The sequence below is a fragment of the Amycolatopsis sp. ATCC 39116 genome (genome assembly GCF_000231075.2).
In the GTDB taxonomy this organism is placed as follows: Bacteria; Actinomycetota; Actinomycetes; order Mycobacteriales; family Pseudonocardiaceae; genus Amycolatopsis_E; species Amycolatopsis_E tucumanensis.
In genome coordinates this window covers 1-19,940 of sequence record NZ_AFWY03000041.1, presented here as the reverse complement: position 1 = coordinate 19,940, position 19,940 = coordinate 1, and the positions used below count along the sequence as shown (strand labels likewise).

The window sequence follows — 19,940 nt, the reverse complement described above, 5'->3', positions numbered from 1 at the left end:
TACCCCGCCTCGTCCGAAATACCGGACTCAGTTCACGACCTCGACCACGTCACCCGTGCGCAGGGTCTGGTAGAAGGCCTTCGCGTCGGCGCGCGAGAGGTGCACGCACCCGTGCGACTGCTCACGCAGGCTGCCCTCGTGGAACGCCACGCCGGTGGTCGTGAAGAACACCGAATACGGCATCGGGGCGTCGTAGGCCTTGCTGTAGTGGTCGATGTCGCGGTACTGGACCTTGAACGTGCCCACCGGCGTCTCGTAGCCTGGTTTGCCCACGGTGACCGGAACGGGCCCGCGGGTCACCTGACCGTTGTTCGTCAGCCAGGCCTGGTTCGTGTGCAGCTGCAGGCACGCCTTCGCCCGCGGGCTGCACGGTGTTTCCGCTGCGTGCGCGGCGGGAGCGGCGATCCCGATCGAGCCGAGGAGCGCCGCTCCGGCCGCGATACCGATGATCTTTCGCATACGGATGGTTACCCATTGACGAGAAGTTCACTCATCCTGTTGATGGATGCCAGCGCAGGTGGTTGCGATCACGGGTTGCGGCGGTTGCGTTCAGGCGGCACGGGGTTGCGCAACAGTTCTCCAGTCACGACACGCCGAGCACGAAATCGAAGTTCGCACGTCAGAGGGCTCTTATCTGCATTCAATCTCCACTTGGAATGGAGGTATGTGCGATACTGTGCCTACTGGAAACGCAACAGGCCGCCGGTGTTGCGGTCTCAACCGCAACACCGGCCTGCTGTTCGTTTTTAGTGGCTGGGGCGGACATCGAGTTGATGCCCGCCCCTGGGTGGCCTGCTCAAAGCAGGCAGTGCGGCAGGACGAGCGGCCACTCGTCCTGATGAAGGGCCAGCAGGGCCGCGAGGAGAACGATCCATCGGATCTCGCCTCTGGTCCTGCTGTTCCACCGCCGCAGCCTGCACACCGCGCACATGCACGGCGAAGCAGCCTTCCCGCGCCGATCTCTCGGCATAGTGAGATCCTTCCGAATGCGAGGACAGCCGCCGCGCAGCTGCCAGTGGCCCCGCGAGCAACTCGCGGGGCCTCTCGACCTGACAATTCAGTTCGAGAGGTTCAAGTGGCACTCATCGGATCTCCGCGCAAACCATAATGCGAAAGGCCCGGAGAAAGCCGCGACGCGCGGATAAAACACGACGCGCCTTGGAGTCCGACTCCAAGGCGCGTCGCGAACATGTCGGCGAGGGCGTCACCGCTTCCGGCCGTACAAGCCCGTGACGAGCTTGCTCACCAGCTTGTCCGTCTTCTCGGTGCGCGCGAAGGTCGTGAGCTTGATCGGCACCGCGAAGCGCTGGCGGGCGACCGCCTTCGGGCGGGCGAACTCGCGCAGGCCCTCCGGGCCGTGGATCCGCCCGAAGCCGGAGTCGCCGACCCCGCCGAACGGCAGCGACGCGGCCCCGGCGAACGAGAACGGCGCGTTGATCGAGATCATCCCGGCCTTGAGCCGCTGGGCCAGTCGTGTGGCGTTGGCGCGGGAGAACACCGTCGAGCCGAGCCCGTAGACCGTCGCGTTCGCCTTTTCGACCGCCTCGTCCATGTCGCGCACCTTGGCGATCGTCATGGTCGGGCCGAACGTCTCCTCCCGCACCGCGGCGGAGTCCTCCGGCACGTCGACCAGGACGGTCGGCTCGACGAACCGGTCGCCGACCGCGTCCGCGCCGCCGGTCAGCGCCCGGCCGCCGCGGGCCAGCGCGTCCGCGATGTGCCTGCGCACCACGTCCAGCTGCGACGGCATGGTCATCGGCCCGTACTGCTGGCCCGGCTTCACCCCGCGGGTCAGCGCGACGACCTTGTCCACGAACTGGTCGTAGACCCGCTCGTGCACGTACACCCGCTCCACGCCGATGCAGGTCTGCCCGGAGTTGGAGAACGCGCCCCACACGGCGGCGTCGGCGGCCGCGTCCAGGTCGGCGTCCGAGTCGACGATCAGCGGGTCCTTGCCGCCGGCCTCGATGACCACCGGCGTGAGGGTCTCGGCGGCCGCGGCCATGATCTTCTTGCCGGTCGCGGTCGAGCCGGTGAACGCGATCTTGTCGACGCCCGCGCCGACGAGCGCCGCGCCGGTCGCGCCGAAGCCGGTGACCAGCTGCAGCACCGGGTACTCGGGCACCACCTCGGCGAAGGTGTCGACCAGCCACTTCCCGACGCCGGGGGTGTACTCGCTCGGCTTGAACACCACGGCGTTGCCGGCCGCGAGGGCGTAGGTGATCGAGCCGAGCGGCGTGTAGACCGGGTAGTTCCACGGCCCGATCACGCCGACCACGCCCAGCGGCTGGTACTCGACGGTCGCGGTGTGGTTGGACAGCAGCAGTCCGGCCGAGCGGCGTTTGCGGCCCAGCACCTTGCGCGCGTTGCGGGCGGCCCAGTGGATGTGCTCGATCGCGAGCACGGCCTCCAGTTGCGCGTCGCCGGCGGGCTTACCGGTCTCCTTGCTGACGACGTCGCACAGCTCGGCGAGGCGGTGGGTGATGATCCCGTTCCAGCGGCGCAGGCGGTCGGCGCGGCCCTCGAACCCGAGGCCGGCCCACCAGCCGGCGGCGGTCCGCGCGGCGGCGACCGCGGCCTGGACGTCCTCCGCGGTGTGCACCGGGTGGGTCCCGACGACCTCGTCGGTGGCCGGGTTCAGCGAGTCGAACGTGTCCTGGACGGCCGGCTTCGGCTCCACGGCGGTCATCGTTGGCCTCCTAACTACTGTTCAGTAACGCCAGCATGGCACAAGCGGTGGCCGAGCTCACTACCCCGAGTGTGGGCGCCAGCGACAACGGCAGCACCCCGACGCTCAGCGACCCGAGCCCGAACCCGGTCGCCTGCACGACGAACGCGGCCGAGAACCCCTCCGCGCGACGGCCTTCCGGCAGCAACCGCTGAAGCCGCACGGACGCGATGGTCAGCAGCGGCCCGGTGCCCGCGCCGATCAGTGCCGCGCCGGTGAGCAGCCCGGCCCACCCGAGGTCCGCGGCCAGCACCGCGCCGCCCGCCATGAACCCGGCCAGCGCCGTCGCCGCCTGCCGCCGCCCGGCCGGTGGCCGTCGCCACGCGAAGACCGCGCTACCCGCGATGCTGGCCCCGCTCAGCACGACGATCACCACCGCGGCCAGCGCCGGGTCCGCGCCGAGCCGTTGGACCAGCGGCAACGGCGCGACCTCGACGGTCGCGAGCAGGTGGCCCAGCGCGAACAGGCACGCGAGCCAGGGCAGCGCGCTCCGGACGGGCAGTTTCGCCGGCCTCGGCGGGCCGGTCGCGACGGCCCGCGGCACGGCCAGCGCCGCGGCGAAGTAGGCCGCGGCCATGGCGGCGAGCGGGGCGAGCGCGCCGGCCGGACTCAGGGCGGCGACCAGCAGCGGCCCGGCGATGAGGATGCCCTCGAAGAGCATCGAGTCGATCGCGACGGCGCGCGGCAACTGGTCGTCCGGCACGACGGAGCCGAGCAGCGTGCGGAAGCCGCCGGACAGCCCGCCCACGACGAGCCCAGGCACCACGACCAGCGCGACCAGCAGCCCGTGTGATCCGGTCCCGGCGGCGACGACGAGCGCCGCCATGGCCGTGCCGGCGGCGAGCAGGAGGAGCACCAGACCGCGGGCCACGCCGATCCGGTCGAGCAGCCGCCCACACGGCACCGCGCCGACGATCTCGGCCCCCACGAGCACGGCGACCATCACCCCGCCGAGCCGGTACGACCCGGTGACGACCGTGGCGACGGAGGTGAAGGCAAGCGGCCCCATGGCGATCGGCAGGCGGTACAGCTGAGCGCCCACGGACCAGCGCCAATACGCGCGATTCACCGGCGGACCTCCTCGGCACCCGGTTGACCCGGCATCGGCGCGACGACCAACCCGGCTCGCTGCCCACCTCGACGAAGTGCGTCGTCGCCAGCACCCGGGAGGCGCCCGCCGCCACCCCACCCGTCCGCCTCGATTCGCACCCTTTCGACTGTTCCGCCGCCCCTCCCGCGCCCATACTGATTCGGAAATCCCCGAAAGTCGGCCCGCCATGATCGAGTTGGTCCTCACCGCCGCGAGCCCGGTCCGCTTCGGCATCTCCCCGCTGGAGGAGGCGCTCGGCGCGGTCCAGGTCGGGCTCGGCCTCCGCGCGCACCCCGTGCACCCGCCGTGGCTGACCGGCGCCGACCTGCCGATCGCCGAGCTGCGCAGCGTCCTGTCCGGCCGCCGCTACATCACCGACTTCCTCAGCCCGCCACCCGACGGCCCGCACACCACGGCCGAGGCGCAGCTGGACCGCATCCGCCGCACGCCGCCGCGGCAGGTCGCCGCCGAGCTGGCCATGGTCGACGCCGACCTCAGCGGCCTGCCCCCAAACCCGGCGAAGGCGCGCGATCTGCTCGCCGACCAGATGGCGCTCGTCTGGTCCGAGCTGGTCGCGCCGCACTGGCCGCGGATGCGGGACGTCCTCGCCGCCGACATCGCCCACCGCTCCCGCCGGCTCGCCGACGGCGGTCTGCCGCTCGTCTTCGCGGACCTGCACCGGCGCGTCCGGCTCGTCGACGGCACGGTCCTGGTCGAATCCCGGTCCCGGGAACGGGTCCGCCTCGGCCGGCGCGGGCTGCTCCTGCTGCCCGCCGTCTTCGCCTGGCCCGGCGTCGGCGTGGTCACCGTCCCGCCCTGGCAGCCCGCGCTGCTCTACCCAGCCCGCGGCGTCGCCGGGCTGTGGGGCGGCCGTCCGGACCACGACGCCCGCCTCGCCGCGGTGTTCGGCCGCACCAAGGCCGCCGTCCTGATCGCCCTCGGTGAACCGCTGTCCACGTCGGCGCTCGCCGGCCGGCTGGGCCTCGCGCCGAGCACCGTGTCCGCGCACGTCACCGCGCTGCGAGACGTGGGGATCCTCACGTCGGCGCGATCCGGACACGAGGTCCGGTACCGCCGAAGCGATCTTGGCGACGCCATTCTGGCGGGCCTAGGCTGGTCCTGAACCCACGCGGAGGAGCACCTGATGCGAATCGTCCATTTCGGACACGCCTGTGTCCTGCTGGAGACGGAAAACGCGCGGATCCTGCTCGACCCCGGCGCGTTCTCGGAGGGCTTCGAGGGCGAGCGCGAGCTGGACGCGGTCCTGATCACCCACCAGCACTTCGACCACATCGACAGCGAACGGCTGCCGGTGCTGCTCGAAGCCAACCCGGACGCGAAGCTGGTCGTCGACCCGGGCTCGGCGGAGACCGTGCAGAAGCTGGGCCTGGAGTTCCAGGTCGTCAACCCGGGCGACGCCTTCGAGGCGGGCGGCGCCGCGGTGAACGTGGTCGGCGGGCAGCACGCCGTGATCCACTCCGACATCCCGGTCATCCCGAACGTCGGCTACATCGTCGACCACGGCGCCTTCTACCACCCCGGCGACTCGTTCTTCGTGCCCGAGCAGAAGATCGACGTGCTCGGCCTGCCGACCGGCGCGCCGTGGCTCAAGGCCGGCGAGGCCGTCGACTACCTGCGGGCGGTCGCGCCGCGCGTCGCCGTGCCGATCCACGAGGCGGTGCTCGCGAACCCGGCGATGCACTACGGCTTGTTCACCAACCTCGCCCCGGAGGGCACCGAGGTGCGCGCACCGACGCGCGGCGAGGACGTCAAGCTCCCGTAGGTCGTGCCGAAGGCCCGGTTCTCCAGCGCGACGTCGACCGCGTCGAGGAAGGCGTGCCGGAGACCGGGCCGGGCGAGGTCGGCCGCGTCGATCCCCAGGCGCACGAGACCACCACGTCGTGCGGCCCGCGCCGAGGCGAGCACGAGCGCGAACGCGCGCACGGTCTCGGTGCGGTGGTTGTGCGCCGCGAACGACTGGACCCGCGAGCGGTGCACGGTGCGGGTGCGCAGGTCGTGCACGGCGGCGAGGTCGGCGCACAGCGCGAAGTGCTCGCCCGCCGCGGCGAGCGTGCCGGGCGAGGCGAGCCACCGCGGCGGCGCGAACCCGTCCGCGCCGAGGCCGAGCTTCTCCAGCGCGGCCTTCGCGGCGATCATCCGCAGCCGGGCCTCGTGCGCGGGCAGGCCGGCGAACTCGGCCTTGCGGTGCAGGCTGACCGCCCGGTGGCTGGGCGGGATGCGGTGGTCGTAGCCGTGCAGCAGGAGACCGTCGCCGCGGCTGGTGCGCTCGCGGACCCAGGCGGTGACGGCCTGCGACCCCTCGGTGCGCGGCGCGAAGAGGAGGGACAGGGGGACGTTTCGGCGGTCCAGCTCGGCCGCGAGTTCGGCGCAGCGGTGCAGCGTCCGCGGACCGATGCCGGACAGCGAGACCAGCAGACGGGCGTCCATGTCACCCACCGCACCAGATCGTCATGACGAACCCCTTACCCGCGGGTGACGGCAACCATGACGGGATCTGACAGGGTTCACCGACACGGTGGACGTATGAGCAACGAACTGAGTGGGAAGGTCGCCCTCGTCGCCGGTGGCACGCGCGGGGCGAGCCGGGCGATCGCGATCGAGCTGGGGCGCCGGGGCGCGTTCGTGTACGTCACCGGGCGGACCTCCGGTGAGCACCGCTCCGAGGTGGGCAGGCCGGAGACGATCGAGGGCACCCTGGAGCGGATCACCGACGCGGGCGGCAAGGGCGCGGCGATCCGCGTCGACCACCTCGACCCGGAGCAGGTGCGGGCGCTGGCCGAGCGGGTCGACCGCGAGCAGGGGCGGCTGGACATCCTGGTCGACGGCATCTGGGGCGGCGACGAGTACATCGGGTGGGGCCAGGCGGTGTGGGACCTGCCGCTGGAGCACGCGCTGCGGTCGATCCGGCTGGGCATCGACGCGCACATCATCACCAGCCACTTCCTGCTGCCGCTGGTGATCCGCAACCAGGGCGGGCTGGTGGTGGAGATGACCGACGGGACTGAGGAGTACAACTCGCGGTTCCGGGAGGGCACGTCGATCGGGTTCTACGTGGCGAAGGCGGCGTCGCACAGCATCGTCAAGGCGGAAGCGCACGACCTGGCCCCGCACGGCGCGACGGCGGTGGCGATGACGCCGGGCTGGCTGCGGTCGGAGGCGATGCTGGAGCACTACGGCGTGACTGAGGAGAACTGGCGGGACGCGCTCGCGAAGGAGCCGCACTTCTGCATTTCCGAGTCGCCGGTGTTCGTGGGCAGGGCGGTCGCGTCGCTGGCGGCGGACCCCGAGCGGCACCGGTTCCACGGGCAGACGCTGAACAGCGGGCAGCTGGCGAAGATCTACGAGTTCGACGACGTGGACGGCAGCAGGCCGGACGGCTGGCGGTACGTCGTGGAGGTCCAGGACGCGGGCAAGCCCGCGGACCCGACCGGCTACCGGTGACGGTCGGCCATCCGCCGTGCGGCGTCGGCGAACGCGGCGCGCACGGCGGGTGGCTCGACGACCTCGACGTCGGGGCCCAGGCCGAGCAGCATGCTCGCCGCGATGGCCGGTTCTTCCAGGTCGACGGTGACCTCGACCCAGCCTTCGGGGTCGGGTGGTCCGGCCGCGTCGAGGGCGGCGATGGCCAGGTCGGGGTCGAGGACCCGCGGGAGTTGTTGCACGCCCCAGCGGGACAGGCGCAGCCGGACGGGGTGGCGTTGCAGGGAGCGCTCGAACTGGGTGGAGGAGCGCTGCCACCAGCCGGCGAGGTCGAAGTCCGCGGGCCGCTCGAAGCGCTCGTCGGTGAGCTCGACGGCGGTGACCTTGCTGACGCGGTAGGTGCGGATGCTGTGCTCGATGCGGGCGACGAGGTACCAGACGCCGGCCTTGAGGACGAGGCCAAGCGGTTCGAGGAGGCGTTCGACGGTGTGGTCGCCGCGCCGGTAGGTGATCGCGGCGCGGCGCTGCTCCCAGACGGACTGGGCGATCGTCGCGAGGTGCTCGGCGTCCTCTTCGGACTTGAACCAGCCGGGCGCGTCGAGGTGGAACCGCTGGGCGAGATGCTGGGCCTGCTCACGCAGCGGGGCGGGGAGGGTGGCGCTGACCTTGGCGTGGGCGGCGGAGACGGCGGTGCCGAGACCCAGCTCGGCCAGCGCGCGGGGCACGCCCATCGCGAAGATGGCGACGGCTTCGCGGGAGGTGAGCCCGTCCAGCCGGGTGCGCCACCCCTCCACGAGCCGCACGCCGCCGTACCGCCCGGTCTCCGTCCACAGTGGAACCCCGGCGGCCTGCAGGGCGGCGATGTCGCGGTGCATGGTGCGCTCCGAAACGCCGAGTGCGTCGGCCAGCTCGGGGACGGTCGCGCTGCGCCTGCTCTGCAGGGTGAAGAGCAGGGCCACCAGACGTTCCGCGCGCATGCCCTCGATGATGCCGGAGATGCCGGATCGGGGTGGGACGTGGCGGCGGCGGGCGGCACCTGAGTGGGCTGGGGGGTGCTTGGGTGGGTGCGTCGTTGAACGGACCGTTCATCGGCGCGTGAGTGGGCATCTCGCGAGTGCGCGAAGGGGCATGTCGTGGAGTCGCGAGTGCACCTCGGCACCGTGTGAGGTGCCCATTCGCGCCGATGTGAACGGGCCGTTCATCGAGGCCGGCGTCGTTGGCCCTCTCGCGCAGCGACGACAGGTGCCTCTCGCGCGAGGATGAATGGACCGTTCACGCCATCCCATTCCATCCGACCGACCGCCACCGCCGCGAGAGATGCCCGCCCGCGCAGGCACGAACGGGCCTTTCATCGACACGAACGGTCCTTCATCGAGCAGCAACGTCACCGCAACCGCTCGCCCAACGGGGCGAGGCCGCGTCACCGCCAACCAGCGCCACCTTCCAGCGCCCGCCCAGCGTCACCAACCGGCGCCCGCGCAGCGTCACCAACCGGCGCCGCGCAGCGTCACCAACCGGCGCCGCGCAGCGTCACCAACCGGCGCCGCGCAGCGTCACCAACCGGCGCCGCGCAGCGTCACCAACCGGCGCCCGTCCAGCGTCACCTTCCAGCGCCCGCCCAACGCCACCAACCGGCGCCCGTCCAGCGTCACCTTCCAGCGCCCGCCCAACGCCACCAACCGGCGCCCGTCCAGCGTCACCTTCCAGCGCCCGCCCAACGCCACCAACCAGCGCCCGCGCGGCGTCACCAACCACCGCCCGCGAGCCGGCGCGACGCGCCGCCCGCTTCGCGGGCAACCGCGCGGCCCCGCGAGCCACCGCCCAGCTTCCCGGCGGTCAGAGGATCGGCTGCGGCACGTACTTCGCGGCCTCCGGGAACCGCGCCAGCACGTCCTCCACCCGCGCCACCACGGCGGCCACCTGCGCGGGCGCCACGCCGGTGAACGAGATCCGGTCGGCGAGCAACTGCTCCAGCCCGGCGCGGTCCAGCGGCAGCCGCGAATCGGCGGCGAGCCGGTCCAGCAGGTCGTTGTCGGCGCCCTTCTCGCGCATCGCCAGCGCCACCCCGACCGCGTGCTCCTTGATCGCCTCGTGCGCGGTCTCCCGGCCCACCCCGGCCCGCACCGACGCCATCAGCACCTTCGTCGTCGCCAGGAACGGGAGGTACCGCTCCAGCTCGCGGGCCACCACGGCCGGGAACGCGCCGAACTCGTCGAGCACCGTGAGGAACGTCTCCAGCAGCCCGTCCAGCGCGAAGAACGCGTCCGGCAGCGCGACCCGGCGCACCACCGAATCCGACACGTCCCCCTCGTTCCACTGGTCGCCCGCCAGCTCGCCGATCATCGACAGGTAGCCGCGCAGCACGACCGCCAGCCCGTTGACCCGCTCGCACGACCGCGTGTTCATCTTGTGCGGCATCGCCGACGAGCCGACCTGCCCCGGCTTGAACCCCTCGGTCACCAGCTCGTGCCCGGCCATCAACCGGATCGTCTTCGCCAGGCTCGACGGCGCCGCGGCCAGCTGCACCAGCGCGGACAGCACGTCGAAGTCCAGCGACCGCGGGTACACCTGCCCCACGCTGGTGAACGTCCGCGCGAACCCCAGGTGCGCGGCGATCCGGTTCTCCAGCTCGGCCAGCGTCTCCGCCGAACCCAGCAGGTCCAGCATGTCCTGCGCCGTCCCCACCGGGCCCTTGATCCCCCGCAGCGGGTACCGCCCGATCAGGTCGTCCAGCCGGTCGAACGCCACCAGCAGCTCGTCCGCCGCCGTCGCGAAGCGCTTGCCCAGCGTCGTCGCCTGCGCGGCCACGTTGTGCGACCGGCCGGCCATCACCAGCTCCGCGTGCTCGGCCGCCAGCGCCGCCAGCCGGGCCAGCACCGCGGCCACCCGCGAGCGCATCAGCTCCAGCGACCGCCGGACCTGCAGCTGCTCGACGTTCTCCGTCAGGTCCCGCGACGTCATGCCCTTGTGCACGTGCTCGTGCCCGGCCAGCGCGTTGAACTCCTCGATCCGCGCCTTCACGTCGTGCCGGGTGACGCGCTCCCGCTCCGCGATGCTGCCAAGGTCGACCTGGTCCAGCACCCGCTCGTAGTCCTCGACGACCCCGTCCGGCACCTCGACGCCCAGGTCGCGCTGGGCGCGCAGCACCGCGATCCACAGCTCGCGCTCGAGCTTCACCTTGTTCTCCGGCGACCACAGCGAGACCAGCTCGGGAGAGGCGTATCGACCGGCGAGGACGTTCGGGATCTGCGGTTTCGTCACGACCCAAGCTTAGATAGCGCGCGAGCGAGCCTCGCCCGCGCCACCGCCCGCGGATCCGGGTCCACCTCGATCAAGGCGTTGACCACGGCGCCGTCGACGAGCGCGATCAGCTCCTCCAGCCGGTCCCGCTCGATCACCAGCCCGGACCGGGCGAAGATCTCCGTCAGCAGCTCCCGCAGCTCCGCGCCGAGCGCCCGCATCAACGGCCGCAGGTAGGGCCGCCGCCCGGTCGCCACCAGCCGCTCGTACCGCAGCAGCACTGCCTCGTAGCCGGGGTCCTCGCCGAGCAGCTGGTCCAGCACCAGTTCCACGACGCTGTCGATGCGGCGGTGCTCGGTCGGCAGCTTGTCCAGCTGCGCGTGTCCCTTCGCCAGCTCGGCGCGGCCGTGGTGCTCGGCGGCGGCGCTGATGAGATCGTCGAGCGAGTCGAAGTAGTACGTCGTCGAGGCCAGCGGCAGCCCGGCCCGCTCGGCGACCGCACGGTGCCGGATCGCGTCGAAACCGCCTTCGACCAGCAGCTCGGCCGCGGCCTCGACGAGGGCCGCCCGCCTGCGCTCACCCTTCGGCGTGCTCGCTCCGGACGTCATGGCCGCCCATCTAACCAGCTAGAACCTCTGCGCGAGCGCGGTGGCGATCTTCGGGACGTCGTCCGCCAGCGGCGCCGCGCTGCCCGGGGCAGGCACGCTCAGCACGATCACCGTCCCGCCGCCCGCGGTCAGCCGCTGGTCGACGACGGCGCCGTCGGCGAGCTTCGCGAGCTGGACGCTGGCGCCCGGCGGCAGCACGGTCACCGACACCGAACCGGTGCGGCCGTTCTCGGCGACGCCGTACCTCGCCGAGCGGGAACCCGGCGTGCACACGTCGCCCGCGTCCGGCCCGGTGATCCCGGTGGCCGGGAGCTCGCCAGCGAGGGCGGTGGCGAGCTCCCGGTCCACCTTGTCGCACCCGGAGGTGCTGTCGGCCCGCGGGCCGTTCTCCCCGGCGCCCTCTCCTCCCTGCATGGCGGAGGGACCGGAAAGCTGGGGCACGGCGGACGGGAGACGCTCCGGCGCGTTCGCCGGTTGCTCCTGCCCCTGGACTTGAGTCGATTGGGTGGTCCGGGACTGGACGAATCCGGCGATTCCGGCGCCGAACAGGGCGAAGACCACGCAGAGTGACGCCACGGCGAGCGTCGTGCGCCGCCGCGCCGTGACCCGCGCCGAGGCCGTCCGCACGTCCCGCACGTCGAACCCGGCCGGAGGCGGCTCACCGGGCGCGGACCGGAACAACTCCGTCAGCTCGTGCTCATCCACCGGCTTCCACCTCCTCGCCCAGCGCGTCGCGCAGGTTCGCCAGTCCCCGCGCGGTCTGGCTCTTCACGTTCCCCTCGCTGCAGCCGAGGACCTTCGCCACGCCGGCCACGTCCAGCCCCTCGAAGTACCGCAGGACCAGCACGGCCCGCTGCTTCGGCGGCACCGCGCGCAGCCCGGCGAGCAGGTCCGCGCGCGTGGCGACCTGGTCGTCCAGCCGGGTGCCCGCGGGCTCGGGCTCGGGCAGCTGCTCCACGTGCCGCTCCCTCCGCCAGGGCCGTCTCGACTCGTCGATCGACGCCCGGACCAGCGTCTTCCGCACGTAGGCGTCGGTCGCGGCGCGATCCCGGATGCGGTTCCACTTCCGGTGCAGCGCCACGAACGCCGTCTGCGCGAGATCGTCCGCGCGGTGCCAGTCGCCGCAGAGCAGGTACGCGGTCCGGCGCACGGAGTCGCGTTTGGCCGCGAAGTACTCCGCGAAGTCCCGCTCGTCACCCTCGTCCACGCGCTAAGGCTCTCCGCTCCGACGTCTCGGCGTAAAGACGGAACTGCGCCGACGGTGGGTTGCACCTTCTTGAAGATCATCTGAACGGTGTGATGTGATCTGACTGTGACCTCAGCAGCCACCCAGTTGATCGACTTCCGCTCTGACACCGTCACCCGTCCGGATGAGCAGATGCGCAGAGCGATGGCGTCCGCTGAGGTCGGCGACAACGTCATCGACGTCGACCCCACGGTCCGCGAGCTCGAGGAGCGCGCGGCCGCGGTCCTCGGCATGCCGGCGGCGCTGTGGACGCCCAGCGGCACGATGGCCAACCTCATCGCCCTGTCCGTCCACCTCAAGCGCGGCGACCGGTTCCTCGCCCCGAACAACGCGCACGTCCTGAACAACGAGCTGGGCTCCGCGGCCTGGCTCGCCGGCGGCATGCCCGAAGCGCTGCCGCACGACGGCGGCCCCGGCCGTCCCAAGCCGGAGACGGTCGCGGCGGCCATCGGCACCCGCAGCGGGCCGTACTACGCGCTGCGCACCACCCTGCTGTGCCTGGAGAACACCCACAACGCGGCGGGTGGCGCGGTCATCCCGCCGCACGAGCACGCCCAGCTGCTGTCCACCGCGCGGCAGGCCGGGCTGCAGGTCCACCTCGACGGCGCCCGCGTCTGGCACGCGGCCGTCGCGCTCGGCCTGCCGCCCGCCGCGCTGACCGTGGGCGTGGACAGCGTGTCCGCGTGCTTCAGCAAGGGGCTGGGCGCGCCGGCCGGGTCGGTCGTCGCGGGCAGCCGGGAGTTCGTCGAGCGGGCGCGCCGGATGCGGCAGATGCTCGGCGGCGGCATGCGGCAGATCGGCGTGCTCGCCGCGGCCTGCCTGGTCGCGCTGGACCGGGTCCCGGACCTCGCCGCGGAGCACGAGAAGGCCCGGCGGCTGGCCGACGGGCTGCGTGAGCTGGGCTGGCAGGCCGACACCCCGGAGACCAACATCGTGCTCGCGCCGGTCGCCGACATCGCGGTGACGCTGGAGTCGCTGCAGGCCCAGGGTGTGCTGGCGCTGCCGATGGCGGGCAAGGTGCGGTTCGTGCTGCACCGGGACGTCTCCCCGGCCGACGTGGACGAGGCGCTGCGCCGCATCAAGGCCGGTGGTCACCCGTGACCGGCTGGGTGGTGTTCGACTACGGCGAGGTGATCTGCGGCCGGACGACCGCGCTGCCGGACCTCGCGGCGACGCTCGGGGTGCCGCCGGCGGAGTTCGAGCCGCACTACTGGCGGCTGCGGGACGCCTACGACCGCGGCAGCTCCGACCTGGAGTACTGGGGCGGGGTCGGCGAGGCGCTCGGCGTGCCCGTCGACGAGTCCACATCGGACCGGCTGACCGAGATCGACATCCGCGGCTGGTCGGACGTGCGGGAGTCGTCGCTGGAGCTGCTGGCCGGGCTGAGCGAGGCCGGGGTGCCGCTGGCGCTGCTGTCCAACGCGCCGTCCTCGTTCGCCCGGTTCGCCGAGCGGCAGGACTGGATGCGGCACTTCCGCGTCCGGGTGTTCTCCGGCGACGTCGGTGTGGCCAAGCCGGACGCGGAGATCTTCGAACTGCTCGTCGCCCGCCTTGGCGTGCGGGCGGGCGACTGCGTCTTCTTCGACGACCGCCAGTCCAATGTGGATGGAGCGCGGGCGGCAGGCCTGCGCGCGCACGTGTGGGACGGGGCCGACGCGGCGCGCGCTCTGCTCTAGGGGCGGATCTGCTTGCGCTCCTTGTTGTTCTTGATCGCGTTGTAGGCCGCGGCACCGAGGAAGCCGACGCCGCCGATCACGGCGATCCACAGGATCGCCTTGAAGACGAACCCGATCACCGAGCCGATCACCATGAACGCGAGCCAGGCGACGAGCAGCGCGCCGACGATCTTCCAGAACATGGCATTCCCCTCCGGTTGTGCCACCGCGGGCTCGTTCGGCCCGCTACAGGCAGCCTGGCACGGTTTCGTGCCGGGACGCCCGCGTTCTGGTCAACGTTCAGGGAAAACTGGGGGTTCCCCCGGAGAGCCAGCGGCCAAGGCGCGCGACCCCCTCGGTGACGTCGGACTCGGAGCCGGCGAACGAGAACCGGACGAACTTCCCGCCGTCCACGGGGTCGAAGTCGATGCCCGGCGTGATCGCGACGCCGGTGTCGGCGAGCAGCCGCTGGCACCAGCTCAGGCTGTCGGTGGTGTGCTCGGAGACGTCGACGTAGGCGTAGAACGCGCCGTCGACCGGGGCGACGCGGGTCAGCCCGATGCCCGCGAGGCCGTCCAGCAGCAGGTCGCGGTTGCGCCGGTAGTGCGCGACGTGCCCGTCCAGCTCGGCGTAGGAGTCGGGCTCGAACGCGGCGACGGCCGCGTGCTGGGCGAGCGCCGGTGCGCAGATGTTGAGGTTGCCGGTGAGCACGTCGACCGCGCGGTGCAGGCGCTTCGGGGCGAGCATCCAGCCCAGCCGCCATCCGGTCATGGCGAAGTACTTGGAGAACGAGCCGAGGACGATCGATTCGGTGGTGGACTGCCAGGCGCAGCCGAGTTCGGTGCCGTAGGAGATGCCGTGGTAGATCTCGTCGCTGATCAGCTGCACCCCGCGGGACGAACACCAGCCCGCGATGGCGGCCAGCTCGCCCGGCGGCAGCGCGGTCCCGGCCGGGTTGGTCGGGCTGGCCACGATGAGCCCGTCGAGCGGGCAGAGCTCGTCGAGCAGGTCGACGGTCGGCTGGAAGCGGGTGCTCTCGTCGGTGGCGAACTCGACGACCTCGCAGCCGAGGGCGGACAGCAGGTTGCGGTAGGCCGGGTAGCCGGGCCGGGCCATGGCAACGCGGGCGCCGGCGTCGAAGGCGGACAGGAACGACAACATGAAGCCGCCCGAGGACCCGGTGGTGACGATGACGTCCTCCGGGCTGACGGTCATCCCGTAGCGGCGGTCGTAGTGCCCGGCGATGGCTTCGCGCAGCTCGGGGATGCCGAGCTGGACGGTGTACCCGAGGTTCTGGTCCCGTAGGGCGCGCGCGGCCGCCTCCAGGACCGGCTTGGGCGCGCCCGCGCTGGGCTGCCCCGCGGCGAGGCTGACGACGTCCCCATGGGTCCGCTGCCGGGCGGCGGCCGCGGAGAGCACCTCCATGACGTGAAAGGGCGCGACGTCCGCCCGCTTGGCCGGACCGGGGAACGAGGCTGAGGCGACCATGGTTTCAGGGTAAGTCGACCGTAGCGGCGCACGTCGCAGCGGCCTACCGCGCGCCAACCGCCCCCGGCAACAGCACCGACCAACCGCCAGTCGGCAACGCAAAGCAGCCGACTACCCCAACCAGACCTCCCCCGCCCCCGATCCACAGCCGATCTTTGGTCGCCGACCAGCCGTGTCAAGGCACGCTTTCCCGCCTTGACACGGCTGCTCGGCGACTGAAACACAATCAGGCATCGCGGGCGGGGGTGGTCGGAAGGTGACCTTCCGGCGCCGTGAGGCGCTGTTTCCGCGCGACAGCGCGGCTCTAAAGATCAAAAGAGTCCTCGCCGGACGGGCAGGCTCCGGGATGACCAGGGGTTGGGTGCCTCGGCTCACCGTGAGTGGGTGGCTGGGTGGTCATCCCGTCGCCTTCCGTTTTGTGCATATCACCTTGAGCCAGGGCCGCAAGGTTGGCATGTTCGGCCGCCGGAAAGCACGCAGGTTGCGGCCCTGGCTCAAGGTGATCGCGCCGGTGTCAGGCGACGGGATGACCACCCAGCACGGGTTTTGTTCGCGGGCTAGTAGCCCTGGTAGCCGCCACCTGCGGCCATTGCCTTCAGGCCCGGATGCCCATCAAAGCCGCCGTACCGGCTGAACGTGTACCGCACTCCGGCGATGATGTTGTCGACCGGGTTGTAGATGTCGTCGTGGCCGGGCAGTTTGTGCGCGTTGAACGTCGAGTCGATGCACTGCATCAACCCCTTGGACGGGTGCCCCGCCGCGGCGTTCGAGTTGCCCGTGAGGAAGATGTGGTCGCACTCGCGCGCTGTCCACGTGCCGAGGTCCGTCGTCACGCACCACACGTCACCGCGGCCGGCGTCCTCGGTCTTCAGGAACGCGCCGGTGATGATCGGGGTGTTGAGGTGCAGCGACGCTTCGGCCTGCCACGTCTCCGGTTTCGCCGCCCGCCGGGAGTGCAGGACGCGGGGCCGCTTCCCCGACAGGTAGGCGGCGAGCGTCGCGGCTTCCAGCACCGTGCCGGGTGCCTGGTACACCACCACGCGGCCGGCCGTCACCGTGCCTTCGGCGTCGACGAGAGCGTCGAGCCACGCAATGCGCTGCTCCGCCGACATCGCCAGCACCTGCCGGACCGCGTCCGACTTCGGGTGGCCCGCCCGCGCGAGCAGGTCGCGGGCGTAGCCGGGGTCGAGCCGGAACTGGTGGCGCGGCCCGCAACCACCCCGGTCGTCGACGTACACGGCGTGCGGCACCCCGGCCAGCAGCTCACGCAGCTTGGCCACCATCGGCGGCTTCGACTGGGCGATCGACATGCTGGGCCGGTGCAGGCGGGTCTCCACGTGCCCGTCCCCGGCGATCCAGCCCAGGATGGCGGCCTCGCGTTCGGTGACGTCCAGGCAGGACGGGGTGTCGGCCGGTGCGGCGAGCAGCAGCCGGTCGCGGCTGGTGAGTTCGCCGCTCGTGACGAACCGGCCGTCGGTGGTGTGCACGTTCCGCTGGGCGCCCGTCGCGATGTCGTGCACCTTCCGGCGGTGCACCGCGACCCCGTTCGCCGGTTGCACCCGGCCGCGCGGCTCCCAGCCGCACTCCGGGCAACGCACCGGCAGGTCCGGTCGCGTCACGTGCACCCGGGGGAAGCTCAGCCAGCGGTGGTTGGGCGTCGTGCGGGCGGACCAGCGCGAGTTGTGCAGCCGGACCAGCTGAGCGTCCGCGTGGTGCACCACGCGCGTGATGCGCGTCCACCGGCTGCGGCCCGTCTCCGGGTCGTACCCGATCGTCTCGTCACCGGTCCGGACCTCGTCGTGCTTCAGCCAGCCGCGCCGGGTCAGGATCATCGTGTCCAGCGGTACGCAGTCCCAAAGGTTTATCGCGTTGGGATTGCCGCTCGACTCCTTTTCGATGATCGTCCAGATCTTGTCGATGTCCGCTTCCGTGACCGGCACTCCGGCGGCCTGCAGGATGCGGATCGCCTCTTCGATCCACTGCCGCACGTTGCCAGGGGGCTGGCTGCTCGGCGGGCCGCCGCTCGGGCCCAGCCCGCCGCCACCACCGCCACCCGCGCCGCCACCGCCGCCGGAGCCGGAACGCAGTCCGCCCGTGCTCTTCATCGTCTTCGGCTTGTCGCCCAGCGGGGGCACCGACGCGTACCCGCCCTGGACCTCCTTGCGCACCAGGCCCATCACCCGGTTGATCTGCTCGTTCGCGCTGCTCAACAACCCCTGGATCTGGTCCCGGGCGCCGGCCGCGATGCCGCTCGTCTTCTGCGCGTTCGCGGCCATGATTTCGGCCGACGTGGGCGAGGGCATCGTGGCGCCCGGTTGCCCTCGCGCACCTCGTGCTCCATCGCCTCGGCCGCGTTCGCGTTCGTCACCGCGTCGCTGTTGGCCTTCTCGATGTCCGTCTGGGCCTGCTGCCTGATCGTGTCGATCCGGCCCTTGACGTCGGCCAGCGACGTCTGCAGACCGGACAACTCCCGCGCGACCTCGTCGAGGTGGTCGTTGACCTTCTTGCCCGCGTCGCCGATCTGCTTGACGTAGGCGAAGAACGCGTCGGCCGCGGGGCCGGTCCACGTGCCGCCGCCCAGCGCCGCGGTCGCGTTCCGCAGCGCCACCGAGTGGTCCGCGGAGTCCTTCGACGCCTGCGTGAACTGGTCCGCGACGGCCTGGATCCCCGCCGGGTTCAGCTTCTCGACCTGCTGCGCGCGGGCCACCACGTCGTTCCATTCGGGCGGCATCCCCGGTGCGGCGACCATGTCAGACCTGCAGGCTTCCGTCCTTGACGGTCACGCTGTCGCGCGCCGCGTCGTCGGTCTCGCGCAACGCCCGCGCCGCGTCGCGCAGGGCGCTGCCGGTCGACCTCATCAGCTCGGCAGCCGCGTCGAACTGCTTGTGCACGCCGTCGCGCAACGACCCCAGCGCGTCCACCATGCCGTCCGACGGGTGCTCGCCCGGCTCCAGCTCGTCCGGGCGCTTGATGGCGCCGAACGGGTTCTCCCCGGTCACGCCCGTGACCTTGTCCTTGGCTTTCTTGAACTGCTCGTGGATTGCCTCGACCTGCCCGGCCACATGCTCCAGCGAATCCGGATCACTCTCAGGCACGTCGCTCACTGTAGGACGGTTGTCGCAGCCTGTACGCGGAATCCGCCAAGTTCCACCATCCGGTGGTTCACGCCTCGTCGAGCAGCTCTGCGACCCGGCTGACCAGCAGCTGGTTGTCCGCGGGCGCGACCGTCGCCCAGTCCTGCCCGCCCACCTGCAGCAGGTACCGGCCCGCGTCGGTGTCGTAGAACGCGACCACCGGGCCCGCGCGCCGCCCCTCCCGCTCGACGCCGAACTGCCCGCGGGTGGTCATCCCGACCAGCATCCCGGCCAGCTCCTGCGCCTCCCACAGCTCGACGCCCCGGTCCTCCAGGGCGGTGACCAACGACTTCGGGTCGCCCTTCGCGTCCGCGTCGGCCGCCCGCAGCGTGCTGAGCGGCAGGCTCACCGAGTGCCCGACGCCGGCCGGCTGCTCACCGGCCACCGACACCGCCGACTCGGCCAGCGCGTTCGGCCGCGCCGGGATCAGCCACACCTCGCCCGAGTCCACCACCGCGAGCAGCGCCTGGCCGCCGTTGGACACCGCGAGGCCGCGGATCTCCCGGTCCGTCCACACCCACACGTCGATCGCGACCTGCGGGTTCGCCAGCAACGTCGCCATGTCGACGATCTCGCCGACGGCCCGCTGCCCGCGCGCGAGCCCGCGGTCGGCGAGCATCTCCCAGGCGCGGCCCGCGAGCTGCCGCCGCTCGGTGTGGGTGCGACCCGGGCTCGGCACTCGCAGCGCCGGGTGGGCGCGGGGCAGCCGCAGGCTCTCCCACAGGACGTCGAACTCGAGCGTCGTCAGGACGAGGCTCATCGGTCGCCGATCGTGTCCGGTGAGACGTCCCGCCGGTCGGTGAACAGGTCGTTGTCGTCGACACCGAAGCGGCGGACGTGCCCGGCGTCCTCCTCGCCGTCCTGCGGTGCGGCGGGTTCCAGGATCGACCGGGTGGTCGCCGAGTCGGGGGTGTGGCCGCCGCGCCGGGCGAGGCGGGCTTCCTCCTCCTCGGGCAGGTCGTCGGAGGGGATCTGGTGGATGCGGTTGCCCGCGGTGTTCCGCCCGACGCGGCTCTGCCGTTCGCCCTCGCCCGCCAGCGCCCCGCTCGCCCCGGCCGCGCCGAGCGCGGGGGCGGCCTCGGCGAGCCCGCTGAGCCCGGAGGGCGTCCGCACGGCGGCGAACCCGGGGCCGACCGCATTGGGGGAGGTGGTGGAGGGCGGCATCGCGCCCGCGGAACGGCCCCTGCCGAGCGCTTCTTCGGCAGGTGTTGAGGCGCTTCCGCCGCCCGCGCCGCTTCCGCCCGCCGCGCCCGCGCCGCTTCCGGTGCCTGCGCCGAGCCCGGCACCCGGGCCGAGCCCGGTGCCGGGCG

General features: G+C 72.2%; 20 protein-coding genes and 2 pseudogenes. 5 read left to right on the top strand and 17 right to left on the bottom strand.

Annotation, left to right across the window (positions count from 1 at the left end; all coding sequences use genetic code 11):
• Positions 1 to 27: 27 nt before the first annotated feature.
• The 3 genes from AMY39116_RS0330470 to AMY39116_RS0330455 all read right to left on the bottom strand — a co-directional run bounded on the left by AMY39116_RS0330470 (position 28) and on the right by AMY39116_RS0330455 (position 3,737).
• Positions 28 to 459 (bottom strand): L,D-transpeptidase, encoded by a 432-nt coding sequence (locus AMY39116_RS0330470; protein WP_020421396.1) that lies wholly within the window; start codon positions 457 to 459, stop codon positions 28 to 30.
• A 745-nt stretch (positions 460 to 1,204) separates the two neighbouring features.
• Complete coding sequence (locus AMY39116_RS0330460) at positions 1,205 to 2,689, bottom strand: aldehyde dehydrogenase family protein (protein ID WP_020421394.1); 1,485 nt, start codon at positions 2,687 to 2,689, stop codon at positions 1,205 to 1,207.
• A gap of 10 nt (positions 2,690 to 2,699) precedes the next feature.
• Positions 2,700 to 3,737 (bottom strand): MFS transporter, encoded by a 1,038-nt coding sequence (locus AMY39116_RS0330455; protein WP_369794366.1) that lies wholly within the window; start codon positions 3,735 to 3,737, stop codon positions 2,700 to 2,702.
• A 268-nt stretch (positions 3,738 to 4,005) separates the two neighbouring features.
• Here AMY39116_RS0330455 and AMY39116_RS0330450 point away from each other — a divergent pair, with 268 nt between their 5' ends.
• Together AMY39116_RS0330450 and AMY39116_RS0330445 are read left to right on the top strand one after the other, a co-directional pair.
• Positions 4,006 to 4,941, top strand: a complete 936-nt coding sequence (locus AMY39116_RS0330450; protein WP_020421392.1) for a DUF5937 family protein — start codon at positions 4,006 to 4,008, stop codon at positions 4,939 to 4,941.
• 21 nt (positions 4,942 to 4,962) lie between these two features.
• A complete protein-coding gene (locus AMY39116_RS0330445) occupies positions 4,963 to 5,601 on the top strand; it encodes an MBL fold metallo-hydrolase (protein ID WP_020421391.1) in 639 nt (212 codons plus the stop codon).
• Here the strand turns inward: AMY39116_RS0330445 and AMY39116_RS43890 are convergent.
• Entirely contained in the window at positions 5,520 to 6,266 is a 747-nt protein-coding gene (locus tag AMY39116_RS43890) for a DUF2334 domain-containing protein (protein WP_020421390.1), read from the bottom strand. The genes AMY39116_RS0330445 and AMY39116_RS43890 overlap by 82 nt on opposite strands.
• 96 nt (positions 6,267 to 6,362) lie before the next feature.
• On the opposite strand from AMY39116_RS43890, the gene AMY39116_RS0330435 reads away from it, so the two are divergent.
• Positions 6,363 to 7,280: an SDR family oxidoreductase gene (locus AMY39116_RS0330435; RefSeq protein WP_020421389.1), complete on the top strand. Its 918-nt coding sequence runs from the start codon at positions 6,363 to 6,365 to the stop codon at positions 7,278 to 7,280.
• Here the strand turns inward: AMY39116_RS0330435 and AMY39116_RS0330430 are convergent.
• The 6 genes from AMY39116_RS0330430 to AMY39116_RS0330405 all read right to left on the bottom strand — a co-directional run bounded on the left by AMY39116_RS0330430 (position 7,271) and on the right by AMY39116_RS0330405 (position 12,314).
• Positions 7,271 to 8,236: a YafY family protein gene (locus tag AMY39116_RS0330430; RefSeq protein WP_020421388.1), complete on the bottom strand. Its 966-nt coding sequence runs from the start codon at positions 8,234 to 8,236 to the stop codon at positions 7,271 to 7,273. The two genes, AMY39116_RS0330435 and AMY39116_RS0330430, sit on opposite strands and share 10 nt — an antisense overlap.
• A 576-nt stretch (positions 8,237 to 8,812) precedes the next feature.
• A complete protein-coding gene (locus AMY39116_RS0330425; protein ID WP_020421387.1) occupies positions 8,813 to 9,007 on the bottom strand; it encodes a hypothetical protein in 195 nt (64 codons plus the stop codon).
• Positions 9,008 to 9,095: 88 nt separating this feature from the next.
• Entirely contained in the window at positions 9,096 to 10,520 is a 1,425-nt protein-coding gene (purB, locus tag AMY39116_RS0330420; protein ID WP_020421386.1) for an adenylosuccinate lyase, read from the bottom strand.
• Positions 10,517 to 11,107 carry a TetR/AcrR family transcriptional regulator gene (locus AMY39116_RS0330415; RefSeq protein WP_020421385.1) on the bottom strand — a complete coding sequence of 197 codons (591 nt, stop codon included), beginning with the start codon at positions 11,105 to 11,107 and terminating at the stop codon, positions 10,517 to 10,519. Before AMY39116_RS0330415 ends, purB begins: the two co-directional genes overlap by 4 nt.
• 18 nt (positions 11,108 to 11,125) lie before the next feature.
• Positions 11,126 to 11,812, bottom strand: coding sequence for a hypothetical protein (locus AMY39116_RS0330410; protein ID WP_020421384.1), 687 nt, complete (start codon positions 11,810 to 11,812; stop codon positions 11,126 to 11,128).
• Positions 11,805 to 12,314: a SigE family RNA polymerase sigma factor gene (locus AMY39116_RS0330405; RefSeq protein ID WP_020421383.1), complete on the bottom strand. Its 510-nt coding sequence runs from the start codon at positions 12,312 to 12,314 to the stop codon at positions 11,805 to 11,807. The genes AMY39116_RS0330410 and AMY39116_RS0330405 overlap by 8 nt, the downstream gene beginning before the upstream one ends.
• 126 nt (positions 12,315 to 12,440) lie before the next feature.
• Between AMY39116_RS0330405 and AMY39116_RS0330400 the strand changes: the two genes are divergently transcribed.
• Both AMY39116_RS0330400 and AMY39116_RS0330395 read left to right on the top strand, forming a co-directional pair.
• Positions 12,441 to 13,454 carry a low specificity L-threonine aldolase gene (locus tag AMY39116_RS0330400; protein ID WP_123687169.1) on the top strand — a complete coding sequence of 338 codons (1,014 nt, stop codon included), beginning with the start codon at positions 12,441 to 12,443 and terminating at the stop codon, positions 13,452 to 13,454.
• Positions 13,451 to 14,029, top strand: coding sequence for an HAD family phosphatase (locus AMY39116_RS0330395; RefSeq protein WP_020421381.1), 579 nt, complete (start codon positions 13,451 to 13,453; stop codon positions 14,027 to 14,029). Before AMY39116_RS0330400 ends, AMY39116_RS0330395 begins: the two co-directional genes overlap by 4 nt.
• Here the strand turns inward: AMY39116_RS0330395 and AMY39116_RS0330390 are convergent.
• The 7 genes and pseudogenes from AMY39116_RS0330390 to AMY39116_RS0330365 all read right to left on the bottom strand — a co-directional run.
• A complete protein-coding gene (locus AMY39116_RS0330390) occupies positions 14,026 to 14,211 on the bottom strand; it encodes a hypothetical protein (RefSeq protein WP_017985728.1) in 186 nt (61 codons plus the stop codon). The genes AMY39116_RS0330395 and AMY39116_RS0330390 overlap by 4 nt on opposite strands.
• Positions 14,212 to 14,308: 97 nt before the next feature.
• The gene (locus tag AMY39116_RS0330385) at positions 14,309 to 15,496 is read right to left on the bottom strand and encodes a pyridoxal phosphate-dependent aminotransferase (RefSeq protein WP_027936349.1); all 1,188 of its coding nucleotides are present in this window, start codon (positions 15,494 to 15,496) and stop codon (positions 14,309 to 14,311) included.
• A 557-nt stretch (positions 15,497 to 16,053) separates the two neighbouring features.
• A pseudogene (locus tag AMY39116_RS45735) lies at positions 16,054 to 16,269 on the bottom strand (transglycosylase SLT domain-containing protein); the annotation flags it as partial.
• Between the two features lie 1,433 nt (positions 16,270 to 17,702).
• Positions 17,703 to 18,245: a WXG100 family type VII secretion target gene (locus AMY39116_RS44860; RefSeq protein ID WP_051123629.1), complete on the bottom strand. Its 543-nt coding sequence runs from the start codon at positions 18,243 to 18,245 to the stop codon at positions 17,703 to 17,705.
• Position 18,246: 1 nt separating this feature from the next.
• Positions 18,247 to 18,591: a hypothetical protein gene (locus AMY39116_RS0330375; protein WP_235716251.1), complete on the bottom strand. Its 345-nt coding sequence runs from the start codon at positions 18,589 to 18,591 to the stop codon at positions 18,247 to 18,249.
• A 67-nt stretch (positions 18,592 to 18,658) separates the two neighbouring features.
• Positions 18,659 to 19,390 (bottom strand): ESX secretion-associated protein EspG, encoded by a 732-nt coding sequence (locus AMY39116_RS0330370; protein ID WP_020421378.1) that lies wholly within the window; start codon positions 19,388 to 19,390, stop codon positions 18,659 to 18,661.
• Positions 19,387 to 19,940: pseudogene (locus tag AMY39116_RS0330365) on the bottom strand (hypothetical protein); the annotation flags it as partial. The pseudogene AMY39116_RS0330365 and the gene AMY39116_RS0330370, both read right to left, overlap by 4 nt.

Excerpts from the sequence above, each read along its gene's own strand:
- AMY39116_RS0330470 (WP_020421396.1), bottom strand. The coding sequence starts at position 459 with ATGCGAAAGATCATCGGTATCGCGGCCGGAGCGGCGCTCCTCGGCTCG.
- AMY39116_RS0330460 (WP_020421394.1), bottom strand. The coding sequence starts at position 2,689 with ATGACCGCCGTGGAGCCGAAGCCGGCCGTCCAGGACACGTTCGACTCG.
- AMY39116_RS0330455 (WP_369794366.1), bottom strand. The coding sequence starts at position 3,737 with ATGGGGCCGCTTGCCTTCACCTCCGTCGCCACGGTCGTCACCGGGTCG.
- AMY39116_RS0330450 (WP_020421392.1), top strand. The coding sequence starts at position 4,006 with ATGATCGAGTTGGTCCTCACCGCCGCGAGCCCGGTCCGCTTCGGCATC.
- AMY39116_RS0330445 (WP_020421391.1), top strand. The coding sequence starts at position 4,963 with ATGCGAATCGTCCATTTCGGACACGCCTGTGTCCTGCTGGAGACGGAA.
- AMY39116_RS43890 (WP_020421390.1), bottom strand. The coding sequence starts at position 6,266 with ATGGACGCCCGTCTGCTGGTCTCGCTGTCCGGCATCGGTCCGCGGACG.
- AMY39116_RS0330435 (WP_020421389.1), top strand. The coding sequence starts at position 6,363 with ATGAGCAACGAACTGAGTGGGAAGGTCGCCCTCGTCGCCGGTGGCACG.
- AMY39116_RS0330430 (WP_020421388.1), bottom strand. The coding sequence starts at position 8,236 with ATGCGCGCGGAACGTCTGGTGGCCCTGCTCTTCACCCTGCAGAGCAGG.
- AMY39116_RS0330415 (WP_020421385.1), bottom strand. The coding sequence starts at position 11,107 with ATGACGTCCGGAGCGAGCACGCCGAAGGGTGAGCGCAGGCGGGCGGCC.
- AMY39116_RS0330390 (WP_017985728.1), bottom strand. The coding sequence starts at position 14,211 with ATGTTCTGGAAGATCGTCGGCGCGCTGCTCGTCGCCTGGCTCGCGTTC.
- AMY39116_RS0330385 (WP_027936349.1), bottom strand. The coding sequence starts at position 15,496 with ATGGTCGCCTCAGCCTCGTTCCCCGGTCCGGCCAAGCGGGCGGACGTC.
- AMY39116_RS44860 (WP_051123629.1), bottom strand. The coding sequence starts at position 18,245 with ATGGTCGCCGCACCGGGGATGCCGCCCGAATGGAACGACGTGGTGGCC.
- AMY39116_RS0330370 (WP_020421378.1), bottom strand. The coding sequence starts at position 19,390 with ATGAGCCTCGTCCTGACGACGCTCGAGTTCGACGTCCTGTGGGAGAGC.